At 54.9% G+C, this 14,596-nt stretch carries 11 protein-coding genes and 1 pseudogene; 1 reads left to right on the top strand and 11 read right to left on the bottom strand.

What is annotated here, in order from left to right; genetic code table 11:
• Nucleotides 1-23: 23 nt before the first annotated feature.
• The gene (locus tag D3H35_RS10115) at nucleotides 24-602 is read right to left on the bottom strand and encodes a TetR/AcrR family transcriptional regulator (protein WP_119148968.1); all 579 of its coding nucleotides are present in this window, start codon (nucleotides 600-602) and stop codon (nucleotides 24-26) included.
• 157 nt (nucleotides 603-759) lie between these two features.
• On the opposite strand from D3H35_RS10115, the gene D3H35_RS10120 reads away from it, so the two are divergent.
• Nucleotides 760-3,810, top strand: coding sequence for an MMPL family transporter (locus tag D3H35_RS10120; protein ID WP_158594051.1), 3,051 nt, complete (start codon nucleotides 760-762; stop codon nucleotides 3,808-3,810).
• Here D3H35_RS10120 and D3H35_RS10125 read toward each other — a convergent pair.
• The 10 genes and pseudogenes from D3H35_RS10125 to D3H35_RS10170 all read right to left on the bottom strand — a co-directional run bounded on the left by D3H35_RS10125 (nucleotide 3,755) and on the right by D3H35_RS10170 (nucleotide 14,596).
• On the bottom strand, nucleotides 3,755-4,723 hold the full coding sequence (locus D3H35_RS10125; protein ID WP_119148972.1) for an aldolase catalytic domain-containing protein: 969 nt from the start codon (nucleotides 4,721-4,723) through the stop codon (nucleotides 3,755-3,757). The two genes, D3H35_RS10120 and D3H35_RS10125, sit on opposite strands and share 56 nt — an antisense overlap.
• A 421-nt stretch (nucleotides 4,724-5,144) precedes the next feature.
• A complete protein-coding gene (locus D3H35_RS10130; protein WP_119148973.1) occupies nucleotides 5,145-5,420 on the bottom strand; it encodes a HesB/YadR/YfhF family protein in 276 nt (91 codons plus the stop codon).
• A 154-nt stretch (nucleotides 5,421-5,574) separates the two neighbouring features.
• Nucleotides 5,575-6,552, bottom strand: coding sequence for an aldo/keto reductase (locus D3H35_RS10135; RefSeq protein ID WP_119148975.1), 978 nt, complete (start codon nucleotides 6,550-6,552; stop codon nucleotides 5,575-5,577).
• A 292-nt stretch (nucleotides 6,553-6,844) separates the two neighbouring features.
• Entirely contained in the window at nucleotides 6,845-8,377 is a 1,533-nt protein-coding gene (gene gntK / locus D3H35_RS10140; RefSeq protein ID WP_119149137.1) for a gluconokinase, read from the bottom strand.
• 65 nt (nucleotides 8,378-8,442) lie between these two features.
• Nucleotides 8,443-9,804 carry a GntP family permease gene (locus D3H35_RS10145; protein ID WP_119148977.1) on the bottom strand — a complete coding sequence of 454 codons (1,362 nt, stop codon included), beginning with the start codon at nucleotides 9,802-9,804 and terminating at the stop codon, nucleotides 8,443-8,445.
• 120 nt (nucleotides 9,805-9,924) lie between these two features.
• Nucleotides 9,925-10,614, bottom strand: a complete 690-nt coding sequence (locus D3H35_RS10150; protein ID WP_119148979.1) for a GntR family transcriptional regulator — start codon at nucleotides 10,612-10,614, stop codon at nucleotides 9,925-9,927.
• Between the two features lie 145 nt (nucleotides 10,615-10,759).
• Nucleotides 10,760-11,278 (bottom strand): Ger(x)C family spore germination C-terminal domain-containing protein, encoded by a 519-nt coding sequence (locus tag D3H35_RS10155; RefSeq protein ID WP_158594052.1) that lies wholly within the window; start codon nucleotides 11,276-11,278, stop codon nucleotides 10,760-10,762.
• Nucleotides 11,242-11,970 (bottom strand): Ger(x)C family spore germination protein, encoded by a 729-nt coding sequence (locus D3H35_RS10160; RefSeq protein ID WP_158594053.1) that lies wholly within the window; start codon nucleotides 11,968-11,970, stop codon nucleotides 11,242-11,244. Before D3H35_RS10160 ends, D3H35_RS10155 begins: the two co-directional genes overlap by 37 nt.
• A gap of 5 nt (nucleotides 11,971-11,975) precedes the next feature.
• Nucleotides 11,976-13,066, bottom strand: a pseudogene (locus D3H35_RS10165) (spore germination protein).
• A gap of 24 nt (nucleotides 13,067-13,090) precedes the next feature.
• Nucleotides 13,091-14,596, bottom strand: coding sequence for a spore germination protein (locus D3H35_RS10170; RefSeq protein ID WP_119148987.1), 1,506 nt, complete (start codon nucleotides 14,594-14,596; stop codon nucleotides 13,091-13,093).

The raw sequence follows: 14,596 nt of genomic DNA on the forward strand, positions 1-14,596 counted from the left end.
CAAGCTTACTCAATAGCTTTCATTCAAGGGCTGATCCCGCGAACGAATACTTCGAAGGTTAACGTCATTTGTTCCGGAAGCCCCGGCTCTCCCTGCTCGTTCGCCCAGCTCATCAGAACGCCTAGGTAAGCCTGCACCGCCAGCTGAGCGATCTTTTCCGCCGGCAAATCTCCGCGAATTTCTCCTCTGCTCTGCGCGTTAACGATCAGCGGGACAAAGCTCTTGGTCAGCTCCTGACAGCGCTCCTGCTGAACCTCTCGCACCCGTTCGCTGCCGAAGATACCTTGCAGAACGGCTCGGGTAACCGAGCGATTCAAGACGAATTGACGAGCGTGCTCGAACAGCACCGACTGCATTCGAGGAATGACCGGCCCGGGTTTGCCGGAGACGTTCTCCATCTGCTGAAGAATCATCATCCCTTGCAGCTCCATAATCAAGTCCTCTTTGGACGCAAAATAATTAAAAAAAGTCCCTTTCGCCACTTCGGCCCGGTCCGCAATATGCTGCACGGTCGTTGACTCGTACCCCAACTCGTCAAAAAGCTCGATAGCCGAATTCATAATTCTTTGATGAGTTTGAGCTTTTTTTTCATCCCGTTTCATGCGCAGCCTCCTTCATTTCATTCATTGTAGCACACGTTGTCCAGATTCTCTTTAAATAAATGACCAACGGTACAAAATTATTGATTTCCGAGTTTAGTTAAGGTATAACAAATACATGTCGGCATACGGAATTAGGAAAGGCATGAGGAGGTCACGCATGGAAAAATGGGTAAAATGGACGTCGCGTTTCCGCTTCGGAATACTCGCGTTGTGGCTCGGCCTCGCGGCCGTATCGGTAATAGCGCTCCCTGATCTGCAAGCCATCGTCGAAAAAACGGAACAAAAATTTTTGCCTGCCGATTCGGAATCTCAGCAAGCCCTTCGGCTTCTGGAGCAGCTCAATCCCGATGCGAAATCCCGCTCCACCGCCGTCATCGTTCTCTCCCGGGACGGAGGGTTAAAGCAGGCGGACAAAACGTGGATGAACGACTTGCTCGCCGGAATAGAAACCGACAAACAAAGGCTTGGCATCGCATCCGTGCTGTCTGCCAATACGCAGCCCGAATTGTCCGAACGGTTCGTCAGCAAGGACGGTACGACGACAATTGCGATGGTAAACCTTCCGAAAGAGACCTTCGAGGAAGACACGAAGGAGACTGTGACCGAGCTGAAAAAGCTGCTGGCCGATTCGCCGGAAGGAGCGAAGGCTTCCTTGACGGGGAGCGCTCCGATCTCGCAGGACTTTCAGCAATCGTCGCAGGACGGATTGGCGAAGACGGAGCTCATTACCGTCATACTCGTCTTTGTTATTCTGCTGTTCGTCTTCCGCTCGCCAGTCGCTCCCTTCATACCGCTCATTACGATAGGAATTAGCGTCGTTATTTCCCGCGGCCTGATCGCCGTCGCCAACGATTACGGAATGCCGGTATCCAACTTCACGCAATCGTTCCTCATCGCGGTGCTGTTCGGAGCCGGAACCGATTACTGCATCCTGCTGATTCAGCGCTTCCGGGAAGAGCTGGTCAAGGATGGCGATCGGATCGCCGCTCTTTCGCGAACGATGAGAGGAGTCGGCAAGACGATTTTCTTCTCGGCCAGCACCGTGTTCGCGGCCTTTTTCCTTATCGGATTTGCGAAATTCGGCATTTACCAGTCTGCTGTCGGCGTATCCATTGGGGTAATTGTCACGCTCATTGCCGGCGTTACGCTTGCCCCCGCCTTGCTGCTTATGTTCGGAAGAGCCGCTTTCTGGCCTTTTCGCGTCGAGCAAGGCCGCGGACACGGCGATTCGAAGCTTTGGACCGCCGCCGCTCGTTTCTCCGCGAAGCGGGCCGGTCTGATTATCGCGGCGGCAATCGTCTTGCTGGCGCCTCTGACGCTGCTCTTTCAAGGCAAGCGATCCTTCGACGACATCGCCGAAATCAATCCGGGCTTGAGCTCGGTCTCGGGCTTCCGCCAGGTGGAGAAGGCTTTCGGCTCGGGCGAGCTTTTCCCCGTCACGCTGGTCGCGGAGTTCCCTTCCTCCGTTCGGACGCCGGAAGCGCTCGCTGCGATTGAACAAGCCAGCGCCGAGCTGGCGAAGCGGCCCGACGTGCAGGAGGTCCGGAGCGCCGTGCGGCCTCTCGGACGCCAATTAACGGAGCTGACCGTATCCGATCAGCTCGGCAAAACGAACGATGCCCTCGGCGAGCTTAAGCAAGGCGTCTCCGATGTCGGCTCCGGCTTGAGCGAAGCGCAAGCCGAGCTTAGCAACGGCCGAAAAGACGTCGAAAAGCTGACGGACGGCCTGAACCAACTAGCGACGGGCGCCGTCCAATCGCGGGACGGAGCAGGGAAGCTCGCGCAAGGGCTGGAGCAAAGCCGGGACGGAGCCGCTTCGTTGAATTCAGGACTGCAAGGAACGAGCAAAGCCGTCTCATCGATGAAAACCGATATCGACGAGCTGCTCGCCAACCATCCGGAATTGAAAAACGATTCTAACCTGCTAGCAATCGCAGGCAAGCAGCAGGCCGTCGCGGAGGGCTTGAAGCAGATTGCGGTCGGCGCCGCTCCGCTTAGTCAAGGGCTGATCGCTCTGGCACCCGCGGCTCGCCAACTGGAGAGCGGCTTCGCCAAGCTGGCGGAAGCGCAGCGGCAAGCAGCCGCAGGAAGCGCAACGTTGGAGGACGGCCTGGGGAAACTGACGGAAGGATTAAAGCAGGGCGCCGATGGGCTCGGCCGGGTAACTGACGGACTTGACCAAGTGCGAACGGCGCAGGAAAGCATCGCCAAGGAAGGCGGCAAGCAAATAGGCGGCTGGGTGCTGCCGGCCGAAGCGCTTAATTCCGAGCAATTGAAGCAAGCGCTCGACGCTTATGTGTCGTCCGACGGCAAGACGGCGAAGTTCGACGTCATCTTGAAATCCAATCCGTATGCAGGCGAGTCGATGGATGCGACGGAAGAGCTGACGTCGGCGCTTCGCGAATCATTAGGCGGCATGACTGCCGTCGCAGGCGCGAAAGTGTACGCGTCCGGAACGACGGCGCAATACGCCGAGCTGCGGGATATTTCCTTTAACGATTTCGTCCGCACAGGCGGGCTGGTGCTCGCGGGAATCGCGCTCGTGCTCATGCTCCTGCTTCGGTCCGTGCTCGCGCCCATTTACGTGCTGCTTTCTCTGGGTTTCAACTATTTCGTAACCATGGGATTGATGGAGTTTCTGTTCGTCAAAATACTCGGATATCCGGGGCTATCATGGACGGTATCTTTCTTCGTCTTCCTTATCATTGTCGCTCTGGGCGTCGACTACAGCATATTCCTGATGGCCCGCTTCAAGGAAGAATATCGCCCTGGAGGCGTGAAGGCGGCAATGGCCAAAGCGATGAAGACAACGGGCGGGGTTATCGTCTCGGCTGCTGTCATCATGGGCGGGACGTTCGGAGCGATGGGCTTCTCCGGAGTCGATACGCTCGTTCAAATCGGGGTAGGAACGCTGATTGGACTTCTGCTCTACGCTACCGTCTTCATGGCATTGATCGTCCCTTCCTTCTCGTTCTTGCTGGGAGAGGCCAATTGGTGGCCCTTCCGCAAGCGCGGCACCGATCAAGTAAGGGGGCCGCGTCAGCCGAGCTCGAATAGGCCGATAGCCGATCAATTGCCGAAGCCATGCTTTACACGAACAAAGGCTGTCCTTCCCGCTTGGGAGAGGACAGCCTTTTGTTTGATTGTTCGATTTAAGATTTCGCGCCGAACACTTCCGGAGTCATCATCTTGTCGTAGAAGCCCGTGAAGTTGTCGCGGTCGGCGGAAGCGCGCAGCGCCATAGCCGAACGAGGATGCTCGTCGAGCATTCCCGTGATCATGTCCGGAATGAGGTAGCCCCATTCTTCCTTCTCGCGCAGCTTCAGCATGTGTTTCTCGATCATGCCGAGTACCGGACGAAGATCGTAGCCCGGCTTCGTCAGCTTGGCGAGCAGCAACTCGGTCGGCGTATTGCCGGCCGCGCGGCCCATTCCGTATACGGAAGCGTCTAGCAGCTCAACGCCCAACTGCGCCGCGGTCAGCGTGTTGGCAAAAGCAAGCTGCATATTGTTGTGCGTATGAACGCCCAAACGTTTGTTTTTGAGAGCGCGGCGGAATTTCTCGACCAGGTAGCGGAAGTCATCCGGATCGAGGCTGCCGAAAGAATCGACGATGTAGACGATGTCCACCGGGCTGTCATTGATAATGGCGAGCGATTCGTTCAACTCGTTGTCCATAACGTTGGACAGTGCCATAATGTTGATCGTCGTCTCGTAGCCGCGGTCGTGGAACAAGGAAACCAGTTCCGTCGCTTTGGCCGTATCCCGGGCGTATGTCGCAACGCGGATCAGGTCGAGCATCGACTCGCTGCGGTTCAGCACGTCGGCTTCGTCCACGCGTCCGATGTCCACGAGGGCGGACAGCTTCGTTTTCTTTTTGTCGATGATTTTGCGCAGGAAATCGTCGTTCAGAAAACGCCAAGGTCCTTCGCTTCCATCGCTTTTCAGCAGCTTGGCCGAGTTTTTGTAGCCGATTTCCATATACTCGACGCCTGCTTCGTTCAGCGATTCGTACAGATCCTGAACGAACGGTACGCTGAAATCCCAATTATTAACCAGACCGCCGTCACGCACGGTGCAGTCGACGATTTTGCAGTGGTTGTATTTGCTATGCTCGCTCATAAACGTTTCAATCTCCTTTGACCCATCGATTCGGTTGCTTGACGCATATCCTCATATTTTACACCAGTCCGACCTTTTTTGCTATCTGTCCTGTAAAAATGTAGGGATTTCGGGAACTTCGGAAAACTCTGGCTATGGTGGTGGGTGAGATGCGTATTCAAGCTGTAACCGTATAGACACCGCTCATGTGGGTTCGACTGGCCTACGCTGATCACGCCAAACTGGAAACCAGAGCCGAAGCCTCTGCTAATAACGCGGCTTCCAAGCGGCAAGCAAAAACGACTTCGGTGTCTCTTGGACGTTGAAGAAGCTTTGCGACATCGGTAGACGATTGCTGGTGCCGCGCAGCGGCATGTAAGTCTAATATTCAAAAAAAAGAGACCGCATCGCTGCGCCCCCTTCTTCTATTCCCTCTACATCGCTAAATGACATGAAATACGATATCTTCCCCTCGGCAATCCAGCACCAGGCTGCTTCCGTCCAGAAACCACAAATCTTTGCGCTCTACAAAAAAAGTAAGCTTTCCGGCAGTCGTCGTCAAGGCGGCTTCCTGCGGCGTATCTCTCGAAATGCCGAAGGCGAAGGGTGATTCGCCTCCGCTTACGTAACGGACAAACACGCGAATGTGCTCGCCTTCGTCGAAGCCCCATTCCTTTTTGAAGCAGGCCAGCGCGGAAGACGTAACGGTCAGCTCCACAACGTTCACCCCGATCGCTTATTTGGCTACATCTTTATTTTATACTTCCGTACGCCCATTAATGCAAGCGTTTTCAAGCGCCATATTCCAACATGGGTTCTCGTCGTTCGGGCCTTTCCCCTCAGGAGTTCTCGCATGAACACGCGCCGTCGCATTACGGCATTTTCCGTCCGCGAGAGGTCGTGTACAGCAAATACCATTCTTCCCTCGACAGCTCAACGTCCGTTGCCTTTCCGCTTGCAATAATGCGTTCCGGCTTAACCGTGCCGATGACAGGTTGAATGCCCGCCGGATGGCGCAGCAGGAACGCCAGCACGATCGCTTCGCGGGACGTGCCTTTCTCTTCCGCGAGCTTGGCGACGAGCGCCGCCGTATCTTTCACATTAGAGGCCGCCCCTTCGAGGCTCGCGCCGCTGAACAATCCCCGGGCGAGCGGAGACCACGCCTGGATTTGCACATTCTCCAAACGGCAATATTCGGTCGTCCCCTCCGGATAGCTCACTTGCTTGCCCGCATCTTGGTTGACGTGCACGACGCTGTCGAGCCAGTCCAGCTTCAGCAAGCTGAGTTCCAATTGGTTTGCGACGAGAGGCTCGTCCAGCGAGGCTTGAATAAGCCGCATCTGGGCAGCGCTCATGTTCGATACGCCGAACCTCTTCACTTTGCCGGCTTGCTTCAGCTTGCCGAACGCTTCCGCGATTTCGTCGGGCTCCATGAGCGGGTCGGGACGGTGCAAGAGCAAGACATCCAGCTGCCCGACGCCGAGTCGCGACAAAATGCCGTCCACGCTATTCAGAATATGATCCTTGGAGAAGTCGAATCGGTTCGACTGCCCTTCGGCCTGAGCGAGAACGATGCCGCATTTGGACTGAAGTATGATTCGGTCGCGAAGCTCAGGCCGCTCCTTCAACACTTCTCCGAATACTTGCTCGGCTTTGCCGAACGTATAAATGTCGGCGTGGTCGAACATGTTGATCCCGGCTTCCAGCGCGGCATCTACCGCCTCGTGGGCTTCCTTGACGTTCGCCGCCGTTACCGGGTTGCGGTTCCAGCCGCCTCCGAGGCCCATGCAGCCGAGAGCGAGCCTGCTTGCGTTGATTCCATGCTTATGTAGGGAGATGCTACGACTCATTATGGATCACCTCATCGCAAATTTAGAACGCCTTGAGTCAAATCTCTCTAATTCTAAAGGCTGTGCGCCGGAAATGCGACGCCTTTCATCACAACTCCTCCGGAAAATCCGTCCGCGCTCCGACTTTGTGACGCCTTGCACCACAACTCCTCCGCAAATCCGTCCGCACACCGACAGTGGAAGCCGCTTTTCTAATTATATCGAAGCGGCCCGCGCGATGTAAGGAAGCCGCTGGAAACAAATACGGCTGCCTGCCTTCCTGGAGAAGGCAAACAGCCGCGTTGCGCAGCCGTTAGCGCGCAGAATACTTTTCTTGAAATTTGGCGATATGCTCGTATTCTTCCTCCAGCTTGCGGGATAGCCGAACGTAAATCGGCAGCAGCTCCCGATAGATCGCCGCCGATTCCGGGTTCGGGGCGTGCTCGTGCGTCGTACCGACCATACCGGCGACGGCGCCGCTAAGCGAATCGGTCTTGCCGAACGCGTACAGCCCAAGCACGACCGCACCGAGACAGGAGCTTTCGAAGCTTTCGGGGATAACTACCGTCTGACCGAAAATATCCGCCATCATTTGCCGCCAGAGGGGGGAGCGCGCAAAGCCGCCCGTCGCCATTATTTTTCGCGGCACTCCGATCGTCTCCTGCATCGCCAAATTGACCGCGTATAGATTATAGATGACGCCTTCCAGAACAGAGCGAATCATATGCTCCTTCCGGTGATGCAGCGTAAGTCCGAAGAAAGATCCCCGGGCATCGGGATTCCATAGCGGCGCCCTTTCTCCCGTCAGATACGGATGAAAAAGCAGACCGTCGGAGCCGGGACGCACTCTTTCGGCTATTTTCGTCAGCACGTCGTAAGGACTGATGCCAAGCCTAAGCGCCGTCTCGGTCTCCGATGCGGCGAATTCCTCCTTCACCCAACGAAAGATGACTCCCCCGTTGTTGACCGGGCCTCCGATCACCCATTTGCTATTTGCCAGAGCATAGCAGAAATATCTCCCCTTCGGGTCCGTAATCGGCTTGTCCACCACCGTGCGAATGGCTCCGCTCGTGCCGATCGTAACCGCGACGACGCCCGGATCGACCGCGTCGACTCCCAAATTCGACAGCACCCCGTCGCTTGCGCCGACGACAAAAGGCGTGGAAGGAGACAGTCCCATCTCGGCGGCGTAACGGGAATCGAGACCGTCCAGCCGGTAAGTCGTCGGAACGAGCCGCGACAGCCGTTCCGGGCCGACTCCTGCGACGGACAGCGCTTCTTCATCCCAATCGAGCGCGTTCAGATTGAACAGTCCGGTCGCGGAGGCGATCGAATGATCGATGACATATTCGCCGAACAGCTTAAATAAGACATACTCCTTGATCGATACGAATTTCACCGCGTCGCGAAAAACGTCGGGACGATCGTTGCGAAGCCATAGCAGCTTGGACAACGGGGACATCGGATGAATCGGCGTTCCGGTCCGCAAATAAATGGAATGTCCGCCCATGTCCGCCTTCAGATTGTTCGTCCATTCAGCGCTGCGGTTATCCGCCCATGTCAGACAGCGCATTAACGGCTTGCCGTCCCCGCTCACGGGGATAACGCTGTGCATCGCCGAGCTGCAGGATACGAACATGACCCGCTCCGGCGGAACGCCGCTTTTGTCCATCACTTGTTTGACCGAACGGACGGCGGCGGCCAATATCTCGTCCGGATCCTGCTCGGCTACCGAAGGCGCCGGCGTGTACAGCGGATATTCGTTATTCGCTGTCGCGACAACGGCACCGTCTTCCAGGTACAGCACTGCTTTCGTGCTGGTCGTTCCGATATCGATTCCGATCATGCAATCGTGCTTTGTCAAAGTAACGTCCTTCTCTCCCTGTAAAATGGCCGACTATCGACTAACGACTATACGAATGCGCTGACCGCCAAAATAAAGATCAGTCCAAGTACGGACAGCAGCGTCTCCATGACCGTCCACGTCTTCAACGTCTGGGACACGGACATATTGAAAAACTCCTTGACCATCCAGAACCCCGCGTCGTTAACGTGCGACAGCACAAGCGATCCGGCTCCCGTCGCAAGCACGGCCAGTTCGACGTTAGCTCCCGGAGTAAGGGCAAGCACTGGAGCGACGATTCCGGCGGACGTTGTCATCGCGACGGTCGCCGAGCCGGTGGCGACGCGGATCAAGCCGGCTACCAGCCATGCGAACAGGATGACGTTCACGTTCGCGTGTACCGCCATTTCGGCTATCGCTTTGCCGACTCCGCTGTCGATCAGCACTTGCTTGAACGCTCCGCCTCCGCCGATGATAAGAACGATTCCTGCAATTGGCGCCAAGGATTCGGATGTGTACCGTGAAATTTGCTCCTTCGTGAAGCCTCTCGCATAGCCAAGCGAGAAGAACGAGAAGACGACCGCGATCAGGAGCGCGATAATTTCATGGCCGATGAACTCGCACAATCGGGTGAATCCGCTCGTCGCCTCCGGATCGGCAATGGTCGCTACGGAGCCTATGAGCATAAGAATAACCGGAAGCAAAATCGTGAACAACGTAATCCCGAAGCCCGGCAGCCGCCGTTCTTCCTTCATGGCGAATTGTTCGACGAGCTGCTCGGACGGCTCCACCTGTATACGGCGTCCGATCCACTTGCCGAAGACGGGACCGGAAATCAGTGCGACCGGAATTCCGATCAGGAACGAATACAAAATCGTTTGGCCCAAATTCGCGTTATAAGCGTCGATGGCGATCATCGGAGCCGGATGCGGAGGGACGAGTCCGTGAACGGTAGACAGTCCGGCAAGCACCGGTATGCCGATTTGCAGAAGCGGCATTTTCGTTTTGCGGGCGACGATGAACACAATCGGGATAAGCAGAATGACCCCAACCTCGAAAAAAACCGGAATTCCGACGAGAAAGCCGACTGCGAGCATGGCCCAATGTACCCGCTTGTCTCCAAACTTATCGATAAGCGTAGTCGCGATCCGCTCGGCTCCTCCTGACTCCGCCATCATTTTGCCGAGCATTGTCCCAAGCCCGATGACGATCGCAATCGTTCCGAGCGTACCCCCGAGCCCTTTCGTAATCGAAGCTACCGCGTCCGAAGGCTTCATTCCCGCGAGAAGCGCCAGCAGAATGCTGGCTAGCAGCAGAGTAACGAACGGGTTCCATTTCAGCTTGGAAATGAATCCGATAAGAAAGACGATAGCGACCAACGTCCAAATCAGAAGCGTCGCGTTGTGGCTTAAGCCGAATATGGCGCTCATAAAATCCTCCTCTGGCTGTATAAAGCTGTCATCATGTAGTCTGGCTAATTCAAAAAAAATCCAATCTGTATACTTGTCGACAAGTTAAGCCGAAGAAGACGGCGAAAACCGTCACCCTGCTTAATCTTGGGGAATGCTGCTCTTCAGCGTGACGAAGGAATCGGAAAAATAGTCGCGCACCGCGCTCTCAATCTTACTCTCGTCCTTGGAAGAGAGCACATGAACAATCGTCCGATGCTTGCTGATGACGGCGCCGACCCGTTCGTCGCCCGAATCGAACACTTCCTCGGTCGTGATCAGCATGACGATCAGCACGACTTGGCTAATTCCTTTCCACATTTGCCAAATGCGGGAGTGACCGGATTCCGCGATTATCGTCTCGTGAAAGGAAAAATCCTGGGCCGAAAATTCGGAAACGTCGTGATGCTTGGCCGCGAGCTCCATCTTGTCGACGATTCGGCTCAGCTTCGCGATCAGCGGCTCCAAATCTCCGGTCGCCAATCTGCGTTGGACGAAGCTTTCGATAAGATAACGAACGTCGTAAAGCTCCTCGATTTCCTTCGGGCTCAATCCGATCACGACGGCTCCCATTCTTTCCAGACGAATCAGCCCTTCGGCAGACAGCGCTTTCAGAGCTTCCCTGACCGGAGACCGGCTCGTGCCGAACTCGGAGGCAATGCCGTTCTCGGATAAGACCGCTCCCGCAGCCAAGCTGCCCCGCACGATCCGAAATCGCAATTCGCCGGCGACAGCCTCTCCCAGAGAAGCTCCCTTCAACCACTCGGCAGGGTAGTTTCTCAAGTGCTTCATCCCGCTCACCCTTTGCGCGAACCTCTCATTGTGTACTTGTCGACAACTTTCCGTCTTATTTTATTCCGTTCTATGGCGTTTGTAAACGAGGAAAATGCTGCCCATTTCCGGGAAGAACCTATAGAACCGCCTATGTCCTCCTCGCTTACTCTTTGACAAGTCCGCTCGATGCCCCGTAATCCGTAACGGAAAGCTTGACGTCGAACGTTACCGGAGAGTCGCGGAAAGTCTCATCCCATTCGCGCTTCACCTTTTCCCATACTCTGGGATGCTGAATGCGCACCCGGTCTCCGAACCCGGCGGCGTCCACTCCGTACTGCTCCTGCATTTTGTCCAAGGCACGCTCCAACGTCATCTTAAGCTGCTTCTCGAACGTTTCATCCACCCGTTTCAAAAACGCTTTACGGCTCGGCACCCCGCCAGGAACATCGTTCTCGATGAGCCTTCCCTCGGATTCGATCTTGACGCGAAAAGAAACCCGGCCGCCGCTAACCTTCGAAGAGATCGTCGCATTCGACGATACGACCTCGTAAGTGATGAGCCGCTTCGTCTGTTCGTCGTAGCTTTTGATTAAGCCTCCTCTGGCTTTGCCCATCATCCATATAATTCCGCTCAGTTCTTCCTCGTCTAGAAACCCGATGAGCTTTTTGCTCTTCCCGTCCATGACCGCCGCTCCCGCAAACTTGACTTCCCCTTCCGCCGAAACGATGTTTTGAAGCAAAAAGCTTCTGTCGGCCCGCATAAAAGCTTCCAATCTTGCCAGCGATACGGGGGCAGCAGCTTTAGATTTCGAAAATAATTGTCCGTAATTCCGAGAATTCGAATGGCCGGAATCGTCTCGGATACGTTCGTCTCCAACGTTTTCGCCGCCCTCCCGTTGCTGATGAATACGAGGCAGCTTGGCCTGATATCGTTGTCCAACAAGTAAAAATCGAGGAGCCTGCTCAATCCGTAGCTTTGCGCAAGCCGGGAGCCGATTACGATCAGCTTCAAATGGCTTCCGAGCGGAGGGCGATCGGTTCTAAGAGACAGCTCTCTCAGGATTTCAAAGGGAGAATCCCCCGTTTGCGTAATGTTCAAATACGGCTTTTTCTGCTCCCCGGACTTTGTCGATTCCCCGCCGCCTCCCGAAGGCTTCAATACTTGAATCGTTTCGGTAATCGCGTCCTTGGTGTAATCCCCTCTGCTGCGCTCCTCCATTTCCTGCTCTATGTCCGCCCGCTCGCCAATATCCATAGCTAGCCCTACATAGATGCTTTGGGTTTCGATTTCATGGCTGCTCCAGCAGCCGGTTTGGAAAGCCAGCATAATGACAATCGACGCGTATGCGAGTGGACGGAATTTGCGTCTTGGCATCGGGTTCACTTGCCTCGTCCCCTCCATTTCGCCGCGATCAGACAAAGCAGCGGGAATAATCCGAAGTACCATAGCCCGAAATTTCCGATAAAATCTCCGATCGAGAAGACGTCGTTAACGCTTTTGGGTGCCATGGCGACGATGAAAATAATCGGAAGCAGCCCGTACGCGAACGGCGAAATATCTTTCTTGAACAATTGAGCCAGCCCCAAAGCCGCGCCGTAATGCGCCGTCGTGTAGGTAGAAAAAATTTGCATAATCCAAATGACGAGCAAGAGCGATTCGAACCTCTCAAAGAAAAGCCCCTGCAGCTCGAAGCTTCGGAGCACATCTACCGTCGGCCATGTCCTTGCCTCGGTGCCCTCTAACGAAAGTGCGCCTATAACGATAACGAACGTAATCAAATAAAAAACGACCGTGAAAGCGACGCCGGAAACGACGGCTTTCACGCCTTTGTCCGGCTTTTGCATGAACGCCACCAAAAACAGCATCACTTCCGAGCCCAGAAAGTATAGCGCCGACTCCTTCATCCCCTCGAACACAGGCCAAAGCCCAAGTCCCAGAACCGGACGCAAACGATCGATATCAAAAATGTGGAACCCTAAAAATATCGCAATCAAAAAAACGAGCGCTGTAATGGGCAGAATCAATTCAAACAAGCGGGCAATCGGTTGAATGCCTCCCAGCATCAAATATAACGCTACCCACATGAGCGGCATGATAACCGCCCACGACGGCGTGCCCTCCAGCAAGAAGAAGTTCGTCACTTCCGCCATCATTCTAATTTCGAATGCGGACAAAACAAGAAAATAACCGATTACCAGTATGCTGGCAAAAATGCCGACCCATCGGCCGACAATTTCTTGGCTATATTCGAAAAAGGTTTTTTGAGGAAACCGTTGGCTGAGCTTTACGATAATGATCCCCTCAACCATGGCGAGTCCTCCGCTTAAGAGGATGGAGATCCACCCGTCCGGCGTTCCCATCCTCTCCGAAATCACTCTTGGAAAACTCAAAATTCCGGCCGCAAGAATGAAATTAATAATAATGACCCCGGTTTGGACGTTGTGATCCGTTCGTCGGAACGCGTTATCATCTTATCCCCCCTTTGTCATACGCGTCATTTTTTTCGGATCGGATCTTGCGGATGCAGCAGCTCGGGACGTTTCTTCATCATTCGGAGCGGAGCGCGAATCAACAAGTCTTTCCAAATGCTGACCCGATAAGGAATGGACGGACTCGCGTAAGGGACGCCGAAGCTCTTCAGCTTAACTAGATGCGTGCTAAGGAATAGGAAAAACAGGACGACCCCGTACAGACCGAACAAAGCCGCGCAAAACATGGCGACGAAGCGCATGTACCGGAATGCAAGACCCGCGCTGTAAAAAGGAATCGTAAAGGTGGCGATTGCCGTTACCGCGACTACGATAACCAGGATCTGACTGACGATGCCAGCTTGCACGGCGGCTTCGCCGATAATAAGACCGCCAACGATTCCCATCGCCGGACCGATCGGCTTAGGAAGACGGATACCCGCTTCCCTTAATATCTCAATGGCGATTTCCATAATAAGAGCTTCCATCAGCGCGGAGAAAGGAACGAACTCCCTCGACTTGATGATGGATATAGCCAGCTTGGTCGGAATAAGGCCCGGATGGAACGAGATGAAGGAAATGTACAAAGCAGGAACGAACAGCGAAATGAACACTGCGAAAAAACGGAGTAGTCGTACAAGAGATCCGACAATCCACCGTTCGTAATAATCTTCGGGAGACTGCAGCAGCATGCTGAACGTAACCGGAACGAGCAGTGCGAACGGCGTCCCGTCCAGCAGAATGGCGACCCGGCCTTCCATCAAGGAGCTGATGACGCGATCAGGACGCTCCGTGGATTGCGCCTGGGGAAAGGGACTAAGGTAGTTGTCTTCGATCAGTTGCTCCACGTATCCGGACTCCGGCAAGTTGTCGATATTGATTTTGGCGATCCTTCGCTTGACTTCATCGACCAAAGCAGGGTCGGCGATATCCTCCATGTAAGCGACCGCCAAATCCTTCTGCGCCCGCAAGCCGACTTTGAATTTAACGATTGCCATGCTGCCGTTCTCGCCGTGCCGCCTTAACAAAGCGGTATTATCGCTGAGCGTCTCGTTGAAGCCGACTCTAGGCCCTCTGATCAAGCCTTCCGTTTCCGGCTCTTCGACGGTTCGTGTTCTTCCCTTGATTGAACCGATCAACAAAGCCGTCGGCACTCCATCGATAATAAGGGCGGTGGATCCAACCAGCACTTTCAGCATCGTCTCTTCGATGAGAGACGCTTCGCTCATTTCGCTGAGAGGTAAAATTTGGTCTCGGATCGTTTCCAGCAGCGGGAGACGGTTCGTGCTCCGTATTTCGCTATTTGGTTTTCCGCTCCACTCCGCCATTAGCGACAACAGAATCTGCTCTTCGATCAACTCCTTGTCCGAGAGGCCGTCCAGGAAAAAAACAGCCGCGCGAATACCCAGCCGTCCCAAATCGAACTCGCGTACATGGACGTCGCTGTTCGTTGCCATCGTGCGGTTGAGCGCTGCGACGTCCTCGTCGTATCGGCCCGTTATCGGCGTCCGGCCGTCTTTCCACTGCTTCAT

Source organism: Cohnella faecalis (genome assembly GCF_003570905.1).
GTDB lineage: Bacteria > Bacillota > Bacilli > Paenibacillales > Paenibacillaceae > Cohnella > Cohnella faecalis.